We start from the raw sequence: 15,695 nt of genomic DNA on the forward strand, positions 1-15,695 counted from the left end.
GCAAAAATCATTCTTTATAATTTGCCGTAACAACGAAAAAATAAGGAAAAATGATGCAAGAATTAGCGATTCCAACTCACACTGGCACCATCTTACACGGTGCATTATTTGAAAGTCGCCATAAAGCCGATACGGTAGTGATTGCGATTACGGGCATTCACGGCAATTTTTATTCCAATCCGTTTTATTACAATATCGGTGAAACGCTTTCGGCAAATGGCATTGATTTTATTTATGCTCAAACTCGCAATGCGTTTGGGCAAATACCGATAACGAATGCGAAAACAGGCGAAAAAGAGTTAATTGGTTCGTGGAATGAAGATTTTACTAAGACCGATGACGATATTTCTGCTTATTTGGATTTTGCCGAACGCCTTGGTTATCAGCGGATTATTCTTGCAGGGCATTCGCTTGGGGCGAACAAGGTGGTGTATTACCTTTCTCGCCACCATGATCCCCGAGTCAGTAAATTTATTTTGCTCAGCCCTGCTAATGTTACTCATTTAACCAATTTTGTGAGCGATCAGGAAAAAGCGGTGGTGAAACAGTATGTAGAACAGGGATTAGGGCAAAAAGTCCTGCCGTTTGAACTGTTTGGCTGGCTCGGTGGTACGGCGGAGATGGCGTATCAATGGTTGTTCACCGATACTCTCAATAATATGCATGTGGAACAAGAACGGGATTTTTCGCAGGTGGAAAACGTACAACATAGTGGCGCATTATTGATTGGGACATTAGACCGTTTTACTTATGGCGATCCGTGCGGTTTCTTGGAAAATATCAACCGCCATTTCCCCAATGCTCATCAAAATGAGCTGATTTTTATTGAACGCACAGGGCATACTTATCAGCAAAAGGAACAGGAAGTGGCGGATCGGTTGTTGGCGTTAGTGCAAAAATGGCAAGCTACGGCTTCATCTGCTTGCTGATAAAATCTACAAATGTTCGCACAATCGTAGAAGGATAGCGATGAGCAGCATAGATCATCGTTAAATCAAAATGCGGATTAGGTACATCCCTCAACACTTCTACCAATCCATTTTCCGCCACCAATCTCTCTACGGTAAAATCGGCAAGTTGAGCAATCGCCTTACCTCTTTTTACCATACATTCCAACGCATAACTGTCATTGCTTGCAAAAAAATAAGGAATTTCAACCGCTTGTTTGCCTGTGCCAAGCTTGATGGTGCTTTCATCATTTTTTGCCCACACGGCAAGAGGAAAATACGCAAGATCTTTTATCGTAGTCGGCGTACCATAACGCGCCAATAAATCAGGGTGTGCGACCCATTTGCTACTGAGTTGCCTTACTTTTTTGGCAATAAAACCATCACCGTGCAAATCACCAATACGAAATGCGACATCAATACCATCTGCACTTAAATCCAATACTCGGTCGGTTATTGTGCAATGCACTTGAATTTGAGGGTATTGCGTTTGAAATTGTGCAATCCAGTCAAGTACAGGCTCACAAGCTGGGCTGGCAGAAATCCGTAATTTCCCCTGCAACTGCTGTTGCTCGGAAAAAAGGAGTTGCTCGGCATTCACTAAATTTTCAATGCTTAAATGCACTTGCTCATAGAGCCTTTGCCCTGCCATTGTGGGCTTAACCCCTGACTTCTGGCGGTCAAACAGCTGTATATTTAGTGATTTCTCCAATTCTGCAATTTGACGGCTAATGGTCGCAATCGGCACATTTAACCGTTCGGAGGCTTTGGACAAACTGCCGTGCTGGATAACGGCAACGAAAAGGCGGAGGGTGTTGAGGTTCATTGTTTTCAATCCCTATTTTTAAATAGTAAGAAAATGTTTTCATTATACTTAAAACTTTTCCTTAAAAGGGACTAAGTTTTAAGTATAAACAGGACTTTGTTTTCCAAATCCGAAAACCAGCTTCCCATTTCCACTCATTCCCTCCCAAATCCAAAATCATTACACTACGCTCAAATTTTCAATTCAAATAGGAAAAAATGATGAACCGCATTACTCAAATTCTGAATATCAAACACCCTATCGTTCAAGCGCCGATGTCTTGGCTGACCGATGCAAAACTGGTTGCTGCTGTTGCAGAAGCGGGTGGATTAGGCTTTTTAGCGCCACACGCTGGGCAAAATACCAATCCAAGCTCTAATCAGGAAGTCTTAGATCGTATGCGTGCAGAAATCCGTAAAGTGAAAGCACTGACGGATAAACCTTTTGGTGTGCCATTTATTGTGTCTTACGATTTTTCGCTGATTGAACCAATGGTAGAACTCTTTATTGAAGAACAAGTGCCTGTGGTGCTAGATAATGGCTTACTTGATGAAGCGATTTATCAAAAATTCAAACAAGCGGGGACAAAAATCATCTGCCGTTTGCCAAATCCAAATTTAGCAGACGCTTTAAAAGCCCAAGCATTAGGTGCGGATATTTTGGTACTGACAGGGTTTGATGAAGGCGGTACATTACCTGCCAAAGAAAACGGTAGCTTCTCGGTGCTTGCGGAGTATGTGGGGAAAGTGGATTTACCATTGATGTTAGCAGGGGGCATTGCGGATAAACGCACGGTACAAGCAGCGTTAAATTTAGGTGCAGAAGGGGTATGGGTTGGCACTGCATTTATTGCTACTGAAGAATGTCGTGCGAGTGAAAACGTGAAAAATTGGATTGTGAGAGCGAATGCCAATGATCTGCTGTTATTCCGTACAGAACCCCATTACTACCGTTCACTGCCGACAGAACTGGCTAAAAAATGCTTTGAAATGAGTGAAAATGGCGCAACTCGTGCGGAGATTGCTAAGGTAATGAATGCCGGTACAGGAATGCGTTTAGGTATGCTTGAAGGCGATTTTGAAAATGGTTATGTGTCGGTAGGCAATGGTATTTCAGCGATCAACAAAGTGCAATCGGTGAAAGGGTTGATTGAGGAGTTGATGGGCGAATAGCAAGAAAACGCTTGAAGAAATTCAAGCGGTATTTTTTGATTAACTTTTTGCAAAATAATATTAAGAGACTTGAAAATTTTAATCACTCAATAGGCATAGCAATGAAAATGTTTTTAAAAACCACTGCCATCGCACTGGCATTATCCTTATCATTTGCAGGCGTAGCGAATGCTAACACAGTTATTCAGCCAACTATCAGCCAAATCAAAACCCTTGACGGCTTAACTCTGCACCTGCAAAAAGACATTCCACAAAGCAAAACAAAAGCCGTTGTGGTGATTTCGCACGGTTTGGCGAGCCATTCGGGGGTGTTTGGCGATTTTGTCAAAACGATGAACGCAAACGACATTGCCGTTTATCGCTTTGACCATCGTGGGCACGGCAAATCGGACGGGCGAGACAGCATTCACATCAAAAGCTATTTTGAAATGGTGGAAGATTTACGTCTTGTAGTGGAAAAAGCCAAAGCGGAAAACCCAAATACGCCTGTGTTTGTATTAGGACATTCAATGGGTGGACACATCACCGCACTTTTCGGCACAAAATACCCACAAGGGGCGGACGGCTTTATTTTGGCGGCAGGTGTGTTGCGGTATAACCAGATGAATTTTGGGTATTTGCCACGCCCCGAGCCTGCGGAGAGTTTTGTGAATGGCTTTGAAGCGGCACACAAAACCTTGAATTTGCCAATACCTGATATGGGGGCTGGTTTATCCCTACCGAACGATCCGCTGATGTTGGAAAAATTCTCGGTATCTTTCCCAAACAGTTTCAAAGAAGGCGTGCAATATCTCAAAGCACACAGCTACGATTTCACCGCCCCAGTATTATTGGTCAGCGGCGATGCGGATCTGTACGTTGTGCCGAAAGATGCCATCGATTTTTATAATGAAACCAACTCGACTGATAAAAGCCTGCGTCTTTACCCCAATATCGGGCATATGTTAATGTTGGATAGCAATGGCAAACTGATCACCCAAGATATTGTGAATTGGATTGAGGAACGAGCAAAATAAGGAGCGATGGTGAACATTGGTATTATTGGCATTGGACAAATTGGCGGCACAATTGCCCAAAAATTCGCCCAAGTGGGGCATACGGTTAAAGTTGCCAATTCCAAAGGCATTGACAGCATCGCAGATTTTGCCGAAAAAATTGGGGCAATCCCTGCGGATTTACACAGCGTAGGTGTGGATATTGATGTCCTGATTTTATCCATTCCCACGCCTGCGATTGCCGATTTGCCCCCAAATTTGTGGGCGAATTTGTCGCCTGATACGGTGATTGTGGACACGAGCAATTATTACCCTGAATTTCGTGATAAAGCCATTAGCGAGATTGACAACGGACAGCCTGAAAGCCTGTGGGTAAGCGATATGGTAGGACGTGGTGTGATCAAGGCGTTTAATATGCTGCTTGCTCATTCACTTGCCCATTTAGGCAAAACCAAAGGAGAGCTAAACCGTCTTGCAATGTGGGTGGCTGGCGATAATGAAAGCCAAAAACAGCTTGTGATGAGCTTAGTTGATGAATGCGGATTTGAACCGCTAGATGCTGGTGATTTAGCAAATTCGTGGCAACAACAACCCAATTCAGCAGGGTATTGTTGTGATTATACCGCCGATGAATTACGCCAAAGCCGTGCAAATTCTGCCCAAACGCCAAACAGCATCCGCCAAAACCGAGCCTATGCGGTGGGCGAATTACCCAAACTGACAGGGGGCGATTTTTCGCACGATAAGGTAATTAAAGCCAATCGGATTTTGAATACTTAATCCCAAAACAAAAACACCGTTTATTCTGATGATAAGCGGTGTTTTTCTTTGGAAATTTTACAAAAAAATCTTTCCATTTTCAGAAATAATCTTCCCATAAATCGCCATTATTTTATCAACTTCAAAATCCTATAATACTTTCAATCTATTTTATAGGAGAAACAAAATGACCGATTATCTTGATAACTCAAATAAAAAAATCAAACTTGCCCTGCAACTTGTCTCTGGCTATGGTGGCGAATTTCAATCGTGGCGACTTGCCGATAGCAATGAGAAAGCCTATACCGACATTGATTATTATGTGGAAATGGCAAAAACGGCTGAAAAAGGCAAAATTCACACGCTATTTATTGCGGATACGCCGTCCTTTGGTGGGGCTGGCGGTGGCACGGACATTGCCACTCGCTCACCTGCTTTTCCCCTTGAACCGATGGTAATGCTCTCTGCCGTTGCCTATGCTACGCAAAAAATCGGAATGGTGGCGACTTTTTCTACCACTTACAACTTGCCTTATAACCTTGCCCGACAATTGAAGACGCTGGATACTTTATCCAAAGGGCGTATGGGCTGGAATGCCGTTACCACAGGCACGCCTTTGACCGCTTACAATTTTGGCAATAAGCCCTTGCCTGACACCACCACGCGTTATGAGATGGCACACGAAATGGTGGAAGCAGTGCAAACGCTGTGGGGCACTTTTGGCGAAAATGCCTACATCACCGACAAAGTGTCAGGACAATTTGCCGATATGAGCCAAATAAGACAAGCCAATTATCAAGGCAAGCATTATCAAGTCAAAGGGGCATTGCCGATTCCAGCCACACCACAAGGACAACCACCGATTTTTCAGGCAGGTCCAAGCCCAGAAGGAGTAGAGTTGGCAGGACGCTTTGCCAGTGGTGTGTATGCCAATCCGTTTAGTATTGATGAGGCAAGAAGTTACCGCAATGTGCTCAAACAAAGTGCCATTGCCCACGGTAGAAATCCTGATGAAATCAATATGTTTAGCGGATTTATGTTTACCATTGGCGACAGTTATGAAGAAGCACTCGCTCGCCGTATGCAGCTCCTTGATTTTATGAGTGATGAGGAATTTAATGGGCAAATTCGCTATTTATCAGCAATGATTGGGGTGGATTTGACAGGGCGAGATGTGAATGAACCTTTGCCAGAATATCTACAAAATCAGGCAAGCCCACACCCCCACGACCCGCGTTCGCCAAGAGCGGTGGAACTGATCCAGCGTGGAATGTCGCCCAAAGAAGTGCTGGCAAATGGTGTGATTAACTATCACCCTGTGGTGGTCGGCACCGCAACCGATGTGGCGGATTTTATGGAAGAATGGTTTAAGGCTGGGGCAACAGACGGCTTTTCGCTTGCGCCTGACAGCCAAAAAGGGGTAAGTGATTTTGTGGAAAAAGTCGTGCCGATTTTGCAGGAGCGAGGCATTTATCATCTTGATTATGAAGGAAATACCTTGCGTGAGCATTTGGGCGTGGGTTATCAGTATGGGTTGAAAGGGTAAGTTCAGCAGATCTTAATCATTAATGCCCATCAGTCTTATACGTTTTCTAAAATAAAATACACAAAGCCTTTAGTTAATAACCCCGCAAACAAAGGCTTAATGTAATATCAAGGCACCTATATGCTTGAAAATAACGATGGGCGGATACTGTAATTTCCTGAACGAATTAATGAGAAAGCAAAACTCGTTTATTCATCTAGATTATTGCCAAATTAGCAAAACTTTCTTAATTTATTCTTGCTTTTTCTATTAATAAAACTCTCCTACACTTTCTCCATTCATATGCAATGGAGAAAACAATGCCATTTGTCTTAGCAAAATTTAGTACACCAGTCAGTCCAGCACAGGAAATTGCTTTAAAAAATGGATTTGGTCAAGCAATTGGACTTATACCGTATAAATCTGAATCAGTACTTTTATTAGAGATTGAACAAGATGCACACTTGTGGCTAGCTGGCGATAATCACCCCTCTGCTTATATTCAAGTGAGTATTTTTGCCAATGAACACCATTCTGGTTACGCAGAATTTACAGCGGAAATTACTCGCTTAATCCATAAAACCTTATCTATCGCCCCTGAACGGATTTTTATCAAATTTGATGATATTACAGCGTGGGGCATGGCTGGGCAGTATATTGAACGCAGGGGGTAATAATGAATAAAGTTACTATTTACCACTTTACCGATCCGATGATGGGACTGACTTATGAAAGTGAACCGTTTTTTCGTCAGCTTGAAACCTATTTTGGCGATCAGGTCGTGTTGAAATTCGTGATGGGAGGGCTGGTACGAGATGTGGCAGATTTTATGATTGCCGATGATTTTCGTGAAGGAGAGGAAAGAGCATTTATTCGTTATAACGCACGCTTGGCAAAAATTTATGAAAGTGAGCAAGAAATTAGTGGAATGCAGATTAAAATGGATAAATTAAATCTGTTCTCAGCCGAAAGACGCTCGTCCACGCCGTTGAATCTTGCTTATAAAGCTGCCCAACTCACCGACAGCCTAAAAGCGGATCAATTTCTTTACCGTTTACGCTATGCCACCATTGTCGAGCAACGAGAAACCAATCGAGAAGCGGAAATTTTTGCGGTTGCCCAAGAAACGGGATTAGATATGCGGTGTTTTAAACACTATTTTCATGACGGATCAGCCCAACAAGCATTAGCGCAAGATTGGCGATGGCGAGCGGAATTAGGGGTACGAGGATTACCCGCTTACCTATTTGAATATCAAGGCAAGCAAAGGTTGGTTTCAGGTGTGCTAACCTACGATCATTTAGCGAGCATCATCGTGCAATTCACACAAGGAAACATTCAACCTACACTGCCTAAATTTAATGCAGAAATTTTGCAATATTTTATGCAAAAGCATCCGCTTGTTTCGTTGATTGAATTGCAATATGCCTTTGGATTTTCAAATGAAAATCAGATTTTGCAGGCATTCATACAAGCCCAAATCCCATTCAAGCGAGTTGGTAATGGGCATTTTATGCAAATTTGCCTATAATTCTTACACTCATTTTTTCTTATTACACAATATGGACAGAATCCAAGCCTTACAAATTTTCGCTCGTACGGTAGAATCTGGCAGTTTTACCAAAGCGGCAGATCAACTCAATTTACATATTTCGGTAGTTTCCAAAGGGATCAAATATCTGGAAACGCAACTTGGTTCACGCTTACTGAATCGTACCACCCGTAAACTAGCCCTCACCGCCGAAGGGGAAGTATTTTATGAAAAATGCCAAACCTTACTTGCTGAATTAGAAAATACCTTTCAAGATCTTTCGGGCTCTGCCCAACAAGCAGTTGGCAAACTTCGCATTGATATGCCACCTTCATTGGTTAATTTTGTGATGAGCCGTTTGCCTGAATTTCATCGCCAATATCCTGATATTCAGTTGGTCGTGAGTGCCAGTGATAAAGTTCAAAACTTGATTGATGAAGGATTAGATTGTGCGATTCGTATGGGAGAGTTAGATGATGCGGGGTATATTGCACGCCGTTTAGGGGATTTACCGATGGTATTGTGTGCCGCACCTCGCTATCTTTCTGAGTTTGGTTCGCCGAAAACCTTAGACGATTTAGAGCACCATCGTGCTATTCACTATTTTTCGGATAAACACCGTAAAATCATGCCGTGGCGATTTGAACAAGGAGGGAATGATGTTGGTATGAAAATTCCTTGTGTGATGTCGGTGAATGATTCTAATGTGTTATTACAAGCGGTGTTAGCAGGATTTGGCATTAGCTATATGTCTTGTATGCTTGCTGATCCCTATTTGGAAAATGGTTCACTGGTAAAAGTGTTACCCGATTATCATAAGCCTTCTCGTCCTGTCTGGTTGGTCTATCCACAAAGAGAATTTATTCCAAAACGGCTAGAAGTGTTTATTGAATGGCTGTTAAATACATTTAAAGAATATTGTAACTAATCCATTATTGCCAAATTAGCAACTCTGATTTATCAGCAACAAGATTTTGCAAAACTAAACTGAAAAAACACCGCTTGTTATACGCAAGCGGTTGTTTTCTTTGTAAAATCTGCAAAGATTAACGAGCCCCCAAGATATCAATCATCTCCGCCCATTCACCAAACACCTGTGGAATAGGCAAAATCTCACCTTTTTTAAAAACGTAATAGTGGCTTGTTAGGGCAATGGTGGCAAAGACAGTGGCTTGATAATCCCAATCCTTCTCAACAGATTTCACTTTTTGGGCGTGAGCAATGAAGGCATCTTTTAATAATGCGTGCATATCATCATACAAATGATGGCGTGGGGTTTTAATTTGCCAAAGTGCCAAAATCAGCCGTCTTTTTTTCAATAAGCGGTTGCCGATGGTTTGCATAAATCGCAGTAAATCATCGCTTTCAAAACGCTTTTTGAGCAGGTCTTGATATTCCGCCTTCACTTCTTTTATCAATTTGCCAACCAAATCGCTTTTGCCCGAATAATAGCGGTAAAAAGTGGCGCGGTTAATCAAGGCTTTTTCAATGATTTCTTGTACTTGCACTTTTTCAAACGGTTTTTCATCTAATAATTCAATCAAAGCGTTTTGGATTGCCAGATGGGTTTTGATTACTCTTAAATCGTTCATCTTTTTTCAAAATAAGCATACATTTTTGTAATTTTATCTGTATATCCTACCAAATACGAGCTTTTTAATGTTTGTGAAAAGTAACCGCACTTTCTACAATATGCCCACGATTTTTTAATGAGAACACAAAATGATTAAAGTACATTGTCTGACAACAGGTTGGGTACAAATCAAAATTCATCATCAAGTGGCACGCTTTTTTGCCCGTCCTGCCCGTGTACTTGATGTATTAACCGATAGCAAATGGTCGCCTAAATTGCCGATTGGTTGCTGGCTGATTGAACACGATGAAGGGTTGATTTTGGTGGATACTGGGGAAAGTAGCCGAGCTAACGACAAGGGCTATCAACCATGGTGGCATCCCTTTATGCAGTTTTGTGAACGACGTGGGGTTAAAAAACACGAAGAAGTGGGCGAAATTTTAAAGGTAAACGGCTTTGATCCTTTAAAGATTGATAAGGTGGTGATGACCCATATGCACGGCGACCACGCAGGCGGTATTCCCCACTTTCCAAACAGCCAATTTATCTTAACGGAAAAGGAAAAACAGGCAATTGAAGCAAACGATGCGGTATTCAATGGCTATTTGAAAATGCACTATCCTGATTGGTTTAAACCACAGGGCATACAATTTAATGATGGGGCGTTTGAAAGTTTTGAGAGCAGCCATAAACTTACCCAAGATGGCAAAATCCGTCTTGTACCAACCGCAGGACATACGCTGGGGCATATGGCGGTGATTATTGATATGACTGATCACTATATTTTAATTGGTGGTGATGCCTCTTACAGCGAAGCGGATATGCTCGCAGGCAACATTGACGGCGTGTGTATTGATGGCAAATTACATCAACAAAGTACAGCGAAAATGCGTGAACTCTGCCAAAGAAAACCGACTATCACGCAATTCGCCCATGATGAGAAAAGTGAATATCGCCTGAAAAATAAGGTGTTTACGCTGGTAAAAAATTAAAGAAAAATGACCGCTTGTGATCAGCAAGCAGTCTTTTTTTCCTCAAAATCTACACAATCCGCCCATAGTACATTTCATCTTCTTTTAGACGTTGAATATCTTTTAGAGGGGGTAAACCAAACATTCTGGCGTATTCTCGGCTAAATTGATTTGGGCTTTCATAACCTACCTCAAAAGCAGCGTGTGTCGCATCAAAATGTTGTTTGAACATTAAACGTCTAGCATGTTGCAGACGGAGCTGTTTTTGATATTGCAATGGGCTAACGCCAGTGATTTTTTTGAAATGTTGCCGTAGTGATGATGGGCTCATAAACACCATTTTGGCTAACTGCTCAATCTCTATTTTTTCTGCATAATGCTCGTTGAAATAGGCAATGATTTTTGCAATGTTATGTTCTACTGTTCCGTTGGTGAGTAGTTTCCGTAGCATCGGTAAATGCTCACTAGTTAATAAACGCACGGCAATTTCTCGCTCAATCAAAGGGGCAAGATAAGGTTGTAATTTGGGTTGTTGTAAAAGTTTCACATAGCGTAGCACAGCATCAAGCAAATCATCATCAGCAGGAAAAACAGAGAGGGAGTCAGATAGAGCTGAACGGTCGGTTTGCCATTGGATTTGTTCATCTAATTCTCGCAATAACATCACATCAAGTTCAATGCGTAAACTTAAATAAGGCTTATGTTGGCTGGCTTCTAATACATTGGACACTACGGGTAATTCAACGGTTGTCAAGGCAGTTTGCCCTGCTTCTAATACCATCACGGTTTCACCAAAATTCAAGTGTTGCGAACCTTGCACCACTAAAACGAGGCTTAATGGATAAATACAAGGCATGGGATTCGTGGAGTGGTTACGGCGACAGAGTTGTAACGATGTTAGTTCTGTTGGGGAAAAACTGCCTGTTTGTTGCGTAAATTGTTGTATGAGTTCAGCCAGTTCTTGGCAGATTTGCTTTTTCATCATTTATCCTTTTTTCCTTATTTTAAGATCGCTTGTCATTTTAGGCAATAATCAACTCTCTTTTGGCAAGATTCATTCTTTCTCTCTTCCTATAATACACGCCATCAAAACAACCGATTAAGGAAACAAAATGAGTCAAATTATTTATTCAAATGATGCTGATTTTAGCAAAGAGGTGTTGCAGTCTGAGTTGCCAGTATTAGTGGATTTTTATGCAGATTGGTGTCCGCCGTGCCAGATGATTGCACCAAGTTTAGATGCACTCGCAGAAGAATTTGCAGGCAAAGCGAAGATTGTCAAAATCAATGTAGATCAAAACCAATCCTTAGCAATGAAATATGATGTGCGTAGCATTCCAACCTTAATAACCTTTAAAAAAGGTGAAATGCAACAACGCTCAGCAGGGGCAATGCCAAAATCGCAACTGGCAAGTTTTATTCAAAATGCAATGTAGTAGGAGAAGAAATGAGTACCTTTAAAAATCACAAATTATTAGTCATTGGTGGCACTAGCGGTGTCGGGTTTGAAACTGCAAAATTAGTGCTAGAACAAGGTGGTTCGGCGGTCATTGTCGGCAATCGCCCTGAAAAAGCCGAAGAAGCACGTAAACAATTAGTGGAGATTGCAGGTAGCGACAAGATTACCGCATTAACTGCGAATTTGTTAGATATGGCAAGCGTCAATGCCTTAATTGAAAAATTAACCGCAGAACATCGTGATATTGATTTAGTGGTCAATTCCGCTGGGGTTTATTTCCCAAATCGCTTTTTGGAAACTGATGAAAAAGCCTACGATGGTTATTTAAATTTAAATAAAGCGGTCTTTTTCATTACACAAGAGGTAGCAAAATTGATGATTTCTGCGAAAAGAGGCGGTTCTATTGTGAACATTACCGCTGCACTTTCTCAGTTGCCAGTGAAATCAACCCCAATGGCAGCCTACTCAATGGCAAAATTTGGCTTAGAAGCCCTCACTAAAAATGCAGCTGCTGAGCTTGCAGAACATCAAATTCGTGTGAATGCGTTACCGATAGGGATTATTGAAACTCGTATTTTTGAGCGTTTTGCCAATGCGGAACAAGTAGATTCTACGTTGGAAAACTTCAAAAAATATCACGCACTGGGGAGAAATGGTACACCTCGTGAGGTGGCTGAAACCGCAGCGTTTTTACTGTCGGATAAAGCCGCTTGGGTAACAGGGGCAATTTGGAATGTGGACGGCGGTGCAATGACTCGTCGTGATGATGTATAGCATAATGAAAGGAGCAAAAAAATGTGGAAAGAAACACTCTCTAAATTAGTTAAAGGGATTGGGAATTTTAATAAAGCAAATCCTAATGTGGCTCAGGCGATTCATCAATTAGAAGAAGCTACACAGAAAAATAGCCCGCTTGATGCGAAAACGCACGAACTCATCGCACTTGCGGTGGCGGTAACTACTCGTTGCGATGGCTGTATCTCTGCCCACGTTCACGCAGCGAAAAAAGTCGGTGCAACCAAAGAGGAAATTGCAGCGGCACTGGGGACGGCAATTGCACTCAACGCTGGGGCTGCGTATGTTTATTCTAGCCACGTTGTTGATGCTTATGATGAACTTTAATGTTTAAATTGACAGAGGCAGGGTCTCCTGCCTTTGTCGTTTTCGCACGAAAATGGAGAAATAAAATGAAAACTGCCAATGATATTCAAACCATTCAACAACATATTCAAGCAAATAAATTGAGCCTACTTTATGTTAAAGCACCGAATTGTGGGGTTTGTACGGTTTTTCGTAAACAAGTTGGTGAAATCGTGGCGGCTTTACCTACGATTGCAGGAATTGAAACGGATATTCGCCAAGTGCCAGAAATTGCGGCTTACTACCATATTCTTACTGCACCAGCGGTGCTTTTTTTTGCCGAAGGTAAAGAGATATTCCGCAGTGCGAGATATATCAATATGGCAGAATTACGAGAGAGGTTAGTTCAATATAGTGAAGTATATGGCTAACAAGCGGTCTTTTTTTCCTTAAAATCTGCAATGTTGCTAAGCATATTTTCTTTCTTTTCGCCACAGCATAGGTGATTTTCCTGTCCATTTCTTAAATGCTCGGCTGAAAGAGTGAATATCTTGATAGCCGAGATAAAAAGCGATTTCGCCAATAGTAATGTCCGCTTTGGTTAATAATGTTTCTGCACTTTCAATACGTACCGCTTCCAATAATTTTGCAAATGATATGCCTTCTGCTTTTAATCGCCGTTGGAGTGTACGAGGGGTGATAAAGAGCTGTTTTGCCACTTGCTCAATCGTGGGTTTTTCACCATTTAGGCATTGGCGAATTTCTTGTTTTATTTGGCTGTTCAAATCAGTGGTCAGTGCGGACGTATTGTTTTCCCCAAATAGCAACATTAATTCAGGATTGCTATGGGCAAGCGGTAAATTTAAATCACTTTTGGCGTAAATTAACGCATTTTCACGGCAATTTAACTGAATTTCACAACCAAAATAATCACTGTAATCCGCGACAAGATGAGGACGTTGTAGCTCGATTCGCTTTGGTTTAGGTGCATTCGGTAAACTGCGATCTAAGATATGTTGTACCGCCCCAAAAAACATATCGGTAATAATATGCGGTTCAGGTTGCTGACTATATTGCCATTGCGACAAAATCCGAATGTTATCGCTTGTTTCGTGCAATATGACTGATTGCGGACAAACCATCGCTTTATAACGCGCTAAGCGTTGTAACGCTTCTTTAAATGTGCCTGAATGGAGCATTGCGAGTAAGATAAACTCATTGCCTGCTTGATTATTACCATCAAGGAGTTTAAATGCCAGTAAGGGATCGTGATTGACTTTTTCCACCGCTTGCCAAAAGGCAAAATAGTCGGCGGTATTGAGTGTGGCTTGTGGCTCCGTTAACACCATAGGCGAAATGCCCACTGATTTTAACAACTGGGGAATGTTAAATCCCAGTTCCGCAAGGCGAAATAGGACGTTATGAAATAATGGAAATTTATCAGGTGCAGACATTTTATTAGCGGTTAAAGGCGAGACTATTACCTATTTTAATGAGCAAAATGCTAATTGTGCAACAAGCCACTGCTTTAAATCTGCTATTTCAGCATTGCTTAACGTATGCCCAATTGGATAACGTTGAAAGTGTAGAGATCTTTCTTGTGCCAATTTAGCTACCCCTTGTTCAATTTGAGCAAGGGTAATCAAATTATCCTCCTCTCCGTGAGCAAGAAAAATTGGCGTGTGGGTATTTTGAGTGTGGCTTTGCCAGCTTTCAGCGAGTGGTAAGTAACCCGACAAGCCAAAAATACCTGCCAATGGTTGCGGATATTGCGTGCCAGCCAAAAGCGAAATGGCACACCCTTGCGAAAAACCGCCCAAAATGATCCGCTTGCTTTCAATCCCTTCGTTAATGCAATCATCAATGAGGGATTGTACATAGGTAACCGCACTCAAAATCCCCTGATGATCTTCATTCTCCAAAAAATTATCGCCTCGTAAATCATACCAGCCCGAGACATTTCCCTTCGCCCACGTAACTGGGCGAATTGGGGCGTGGGGTAGCATAAACATCGTGTTAGGTAGATGTTGAGCAAAATAACGTGCGACTGATTCAAAATGCAAACCGCTGGTGGTTAAGCCGTGTAGAAAAATGACCGCAGAATCCGCTTTTTCAGGGCGGATTATCAGTGGCTCAGCACGAGGAATTAATAACATCCGTCCACTCCACAAGCGGTCGGTTTTGCGTGATTTTCTGCAAATTGTTCACGCAAGATTGCTAAAAATTGGGCAGGTGGTTGTGATCCAGGGACAGCTACCTTGCCATCAATGACAAAAAACGGCACTGCCGTTACGCCAATTTGGCGGGCTAATTGCTCATCTGCATGAACCTGATCGACAAATTCATCAGTATCTAACATTTGTACGACTCGTTCGGCAGGAATACCAATGTCTGTTGCAAATTGGATAAGATTTTCACGGCTTGCTAAGGGCAGATTTTCAGTGAAATAGGCGTGAAACAGGCGTTCATTAATTTCTGCCCCCTTACCCAAACTTTCGGCTAATTTGGTTAAACGATGGGCATTAAAGGTATTCGTATTTTGCACCTTTTCGTAGTTCATCGCTAAACCTGCACCGCTGGCTAATTGCTCAATATGGCGAATCATCTCCATTGCATCAGCAGGTGTTTTGCCATATTTCATCTCAATTCGCCCTTGTGTGGTATTGGTGACTGTTTGTCCTGCGTGTGGATAGAGTTCAAAGGCTTTATGCTCAATTTCAACCGATTCAGCCTTTTCAAACTCGGCCAACGCTTGTTCTAAATAACGCTTACCAATATAGCAAAATGGGCAAGCATAATCGGAATACATTTCAATTTTCATTTTGTGTCCTTGATGGGGGAAAAGTACGACTATTTTAGGACGGTTTTGGTTACTTAG

At 42.0% G+C, this 15,695-nt stretch carries 19 protein-coding genes; 13 read left to right on the plus strand and 6 right to left on the minus strand.

Features of this window, described 5'->3' with window-relative positions; genetic code table 11:
- Window positions 1–50 precede the first annotated feature (50 nt).
- Window positions 51–929 (plus strand): alpha/beta fold hydrolase, encoded by an 879-nt coding sequence (locus EDC51_RS04800; RefSeq protein ID WP_249038468.1) that lies wholly within the window; start codon window positions 51–53, stop codon window positions 927–929.
- Here the strand turns inward: EDC51_RS04800 and EDC51_RS04805 are convergent.
- Window positions 907–1,773, minus strand: a complete 867-nt coding sequence (locus EDC51_RS04805) for a LysR family transcriptional regulator (RefSeq protein WP_131928317.1) — start codon at window positions 1,771–1,773, stop codon at window positions 907–909. The two genes, EDC51_RS04800 and EDC51_RS04805, sit on opposite strands and share 23 nt — an antisense overlap.
- 200 nt (window positions 1,774–1,973) lie before the next feature.
- Here EDC51_RS04805 and EDC51_RS04810 point away from each other — a divergent pair, with 200 nt between their 5' ends.
- The 7 genes from EDC51_RS04810 (at window position 1,974) to EDC51_RS04840 (ending at window position 8,662) form a co-directional block, all read left to right on the plus strand.
- On the plus strand, window positions 1,974–2,924 hold the full coding sequence (locus EDC51_RS04810) for an NAD(P)H-dependent flavin oxidoreductase (protein WP_131928430.1): 951 nt from the start codon (window positions 1,974–1,976) through the stop codon (window positions 2,922–2,924).
- A 101-nt stretch (window positions 2,925–3,025) separates the two neighbouring features.
- Window positions 3,026–3,940, plus strand: a complete 915-nt coding sequence (locus tag EDC51_RS04815) for an alpha/beta hydrolase (protein WP_131928318.1) — start codon at window positions 3,026–3,028, stop codon at window positions 3,938–3,940.
- Between the two features lie 6 nt (window positions 3,941–3,946).
- Window positions 3,947–4,699 carry an NADPH-dependent F420 reductase gene (locus EDC51_RS04820; protein ID WP_131928319.1) on the plus strand — a complete coding sequence of 251 codons (753 nt, stop codon included), beginning with the start codon at window positions 3,947–3,949 and terminating at the stop codon, window positions 4,697–4,699.
- Window positions 4,700–4,865: 166 nt separating this feature from the next.
- Window positions 4,866–6,224, plus strand: a complete 1,359-nt coding sequence (locus tag EDC51_RS04825) for an NtaA/DmoA family FMN-dependent monooxygenase (protein ID WP_131928320.1) — start codon at window positions 4,866–4,868, stop codon at window positions 6,222–6,224.
- A gap of 299 nt (window positions 6,225–6,523) precedes the next feature.
- Window positions 6,524–6,877, plus strand: coding sequence for a phenylpyruvate tautomerase MIF-related protein (locus EDC51_RS04830; protein WP_131928321.1), 354 nt, complete (start codon window positions 6,524–6,526; stop codon window positions 6,875–6,877).
- Between the two features lie 2 nt (window positions 6,878–6,879).
- Window positions 6,880–7,734, plus strand: a complete 855-nt coding sequence (locus tag EDC51_RS04835; RefSeq protein WP_131928322.1) for a DsbA family protein — start codon at window positions 6,880–6,882, stop codon at window positions 7,732–7,734.
- On the plus strand, window positions 7,706–8,662 hold the full coding sequence (locus EDC51_RS04840) for a LysR family transcriptional regulator (protein ID WP_249038469.1): 957 nt from the start codon (window positions 7,706–7,708) through the stop codon (window positions 8,660–8,662). The genes EDC51_RS04835 and EDC51_RS04840 overlap by 29 nt, the downstream gene beginning before the upstream one ends.
- 118 nt (window positions 8,663–8,780) lie before the next feature.
- Here EDC51_RS04840 and EDC51_RS04845 read toward each other — a convergent pair whose 3' ends face one another.
- Window positions 8,781–9,326: a TetR/AcrR family transcriptional regulator gene (locus EDC51_RS04845; protein WP_131928323.1), complete on the minus strand. Its 546-nt coding sequence runs from the start codon at window positions 9,324–9,326 to the stop codon at window positions 8,781–8,783.
- A gap of 130 nt (window positions 9,327–9,456) precedes the next feature.
- On the opposite strand from EDC51_RS04845, the gene EDC51_RS04850 reads away from it, so the two are divergent.
- Window positions 9,457–10,299, plus strand: a complete 843-nt coding sequence (locus EDC51_RS04850) for an N-acyl homoserine lactonase family protein (RefSeq protein ID WP_131928324.1) — start codon at window positions 9,457–9,459, stop codon at window positions 10,297–10,299.
- A 49-nt stretch (window positions 10,300–10,348) separates the two neighbouring features.
- On the opposite strand, the gene EDC51_RS04855 is transcribed toward EDC51_RS04850, so the two are convergent.
- Window positions 10,349–11,260, minus strand: coding sequence for an AraC family transcriptional regulator (locus EDC51_RS04855; protein ID WP_249038470.1), 912 nt, complete (start codon window positions 11,258–11,260; stop codon window positions 10,349–10,351).
- Window positions 11,261–11,390: 130 nt separating this feature from the next.
- On the opposite strand from EDC51_RS04855, the gene trxA reads away from it, so the two are divergent.
- From trxA to EDC51_RS04875, 4 genes are all read left to right on the plus strand, one after another.
- Complete coding sequence (gene trxA / locus EDC51_RS04860) at window positions 11,391–11,714, plus strand: thioredoxin (RefSeq protein ID WP_131928326.1); 324 nt, start codon at window positions 11,391–11,393, stop codon at window positions 11,712–11,714.
- An 11-nt stretch (window positions 11,715–11,725) separates the two neighbouring features.
- Window positions 11,726–12,511 carry an SDR family NAD(P)-dependent oxidoreductase gene (locus tag EDC51_RS04865; protein WP_131928327.1) on the plus strand — a complete coding sequence of 262 codons (786 nt, stop codon included), beginning with the start codon at window positions 11,726–11,728 and terminating at the stop codon, window positions 12,509–12,511.
- Window positions 12,512–12,532: 21 nt separating this feature from the next.
- Window positions 12,533–12,859: a carboxymuconolactone decarboxylase family protein gene (locus tag EDC51_RS04870; protein WP_131928328.1), complete on the plus strand. Its 327-nt coding sequence runs from the start codon at window positions 12,533–12,535 to the stop codon at window positions 12,857–12,859.
- 65 nt (window positions 12,860–12,924) lie between these two features.
- Entirely contained in the window at window positions 12,925–13,248 is a 324-nt protein-coding gene (locus EDC51_RS04875; RefSeq protein ID WP_131928329.1) for a thioredoxin family protein, read from the plus strand.
- Between the two features lie 36 nt (window positions 13,249–13,284).
- Here EDC51_RS04875 and EDC51_RS04880 read toward each other — a convergent pair whose 3' ends face one another.
- Genes EDC51_RS04880 through EDC51_RS04890 form a run of 3 tightly spaced genes read right to left on the minus strand, consistent with a single transcriptional unit; the run spans window position 13,285 to window position 15,638 of the window.
- Complete coding sequence (locus EDC51_RS04880; protein ID WP_131928330.1) at window positions 13,285–14,271, minus strand: helix-turn-helix transcriptional regulator; 987 nt, start codon at window positions 14,269–14,271, stop codon at window positions 13,285–13,287.
- A 30-nt stretch (window positions 14,272–14,301) separates the two neighbouring features.
- The gene (locus tag EDC51_RS04885; protein WP_131928331.1) at window positions 14,302–14,973 is read right to left on the minus strand and encodes an alpha/beta hydrolase; all 672 of its coding nucleotides are present in this window, start codon (window positions 14,971–14,973) and stop codon (window positions 14,302–14,304) included.
- Window positions 14,964–15,638: a DsbA family oxidoreductase gene (locus EDC51_RS04890; RefSeq protein WP_131928332.1), complete on the minus strand. Its 675-nt coding sequence runs from the start codon at window positions 15,636–15,638 to the stop codon at window positions 14,964–14,966. The genes EDC51_RS04885 and EDC51_RS04890 overlap by 10 nt, the downstream gene beginning before the upstream one ends.
- Between the last annotated feature and the right edge of the window lie 57 nt (window positions 15,639–15,695).

The organism is Bibersteinia trehalosi, from assembly GCF_004346205.1.
Lineage (GTDB): Bacteria > Pseudomonadota > Gammaproteobacteria > Enterobacterales > Pasteurellaceae > Bibersteinia > Bibersteinia trehalosi.

What these genes read in the sequence shown, in the direction of transcription:
- EDC51_RS04810 (WP_131928430.1), top strand. Translation starts at nt 1,974, where the DNA reads ATGAACCGCATTACTCAAATTCTGAATATCAAACACCCTATCGTTCAA.
- EDC51_RS04825 (WP_131928320.1), top strand. Translation starts at nt 4,866, where the DNA reads ATGACCGATTATCTTGATAACTCAAATAAAAAAATCAAACTTGCCCTG.
- EDC51_RS04845 (WP_131928323.1), bottom strand. Translation starts at nt 9,326, where the DNA reads ATGAACGATTTAAGAGTAATCAAAACCCATCTGGCAATCCAAAACGCT.
- EDC51_RS04875 (WP_131928329.1), top strand. Translation starts at nt 12,925, where the DNA reads ATGAAAACTGCCAATGATATTCAAACCATTCAACAACATATTCAAGCA.
- EDC51_RS04850 (WP_131928324.1), top strand. Translation starts at nt 9,457, where the DNA reads ATGATTAAAGTACATTGTCTGACAACAGGTTGGGTACAAATCAAAATT.
- EDC51_RS04805 (WP_131928317.1), bottom strand. Translation starts at nt 1,773, where the DNA reads ATGAACCTCAACACCCTCCGCCTTTTCGTTGCCGTTATCCAGCACGGC.
- EDC51_RS04880 (WP_131928330.1), bottom strand. Translation starts at nt 14,271, where the DNA reads ATGTCTGCACCTGATAAATTTCCATTATTTCATAACGTCCTATTTCGC.
- EDC51_RS04800 (WP_249038468.1), top strand. Translation starts at nt 51, where the DNA reads ATGATGCAAGAATTAGCGATTCCAACTCACACTGGCACCATCTTACAC.
- EDC51_RS04885 (WP_131928331.1), bottom strand. Translation starts at nt 14,973, where the DNA reads ATGTTATTAATTCCTCGTGCTGAGCCACTGATAATCCGCCCTGAAAAA.
- EDC51_RS04840 (WP_249038469.1), top strand. Translation starts at nt 7,706, where the DNA reads ATGGGCATTTTATGCAAATTTGCCTATAATTCTTACACTCATTTTTTC.
- trxA (WP_131928326.1), top strand. Translation starts at nt 11,391, where the DNA reads ATGAGTCAAATTATTTATTCAAATGATGCTGATTTTAGCAAAGAGGTG.
- EDC51_RS04815 (WP_131928318.1), top strand. Translation starts at nt 3,026, where the DNA reads ATGAAAATGTTTTTAAAAACCACTGCCATCGCACTGGCATTATCCTTA.
- EDC51_RS04820 (WP_131928319.1), top strand. Translation starts at nt 3,947, where the DNA reads ATGGTGAACATTGGTATTATTGGCATTGGACAAATTGGCGGCACAATT.
- EDC51_RS04865 (WP_131928327.1), top strand. Translation starts at nt 11,726, where the DNA reads ATGAGTACCTTTAAAAATCACAAATTATTAGTCATTGGTGGCACTAGC.
- EDC51_RS04830 (WP_131928321.1), top strand. Translation starts at nt 6,524, where the DNA reads ATGCCATTTGTCTTAGCAAAATTTAGTACACCAGTCAGTCCAGCACAG.
- EDC51_RS04855 (WP_249038470.1), bottom strand. Translation starts at nt 11,260, where the DNA reads ATGAAAAAGCAAATCTGCCAAGAACTGGCTGAACTCATACAACAATTT.
- EDC51_RS04835 (WP_131928322.1), top strand. Translation starts at nt 6,880, where the DNA reads ATGAATAAAGTTACTATTTACCACTTTACCGATCCGATGATGGGACTG.
- EDC51_RS04870 (WP_131928328.1), top strand. Translation starts at nt 12,533, where the DNA reads ATGTGGAAAGAAACACTCTCTAAATTAGTTAAAGGGATTGGGAATTTT.
- EDC51_RS04890 (WP_131928332.1), bottom strand. Translation starts at nt 15,638, where the DNA reads ATGAAAATTGAAATGTATTCCGATTATGCTTGCCCATTTTGCTATATT.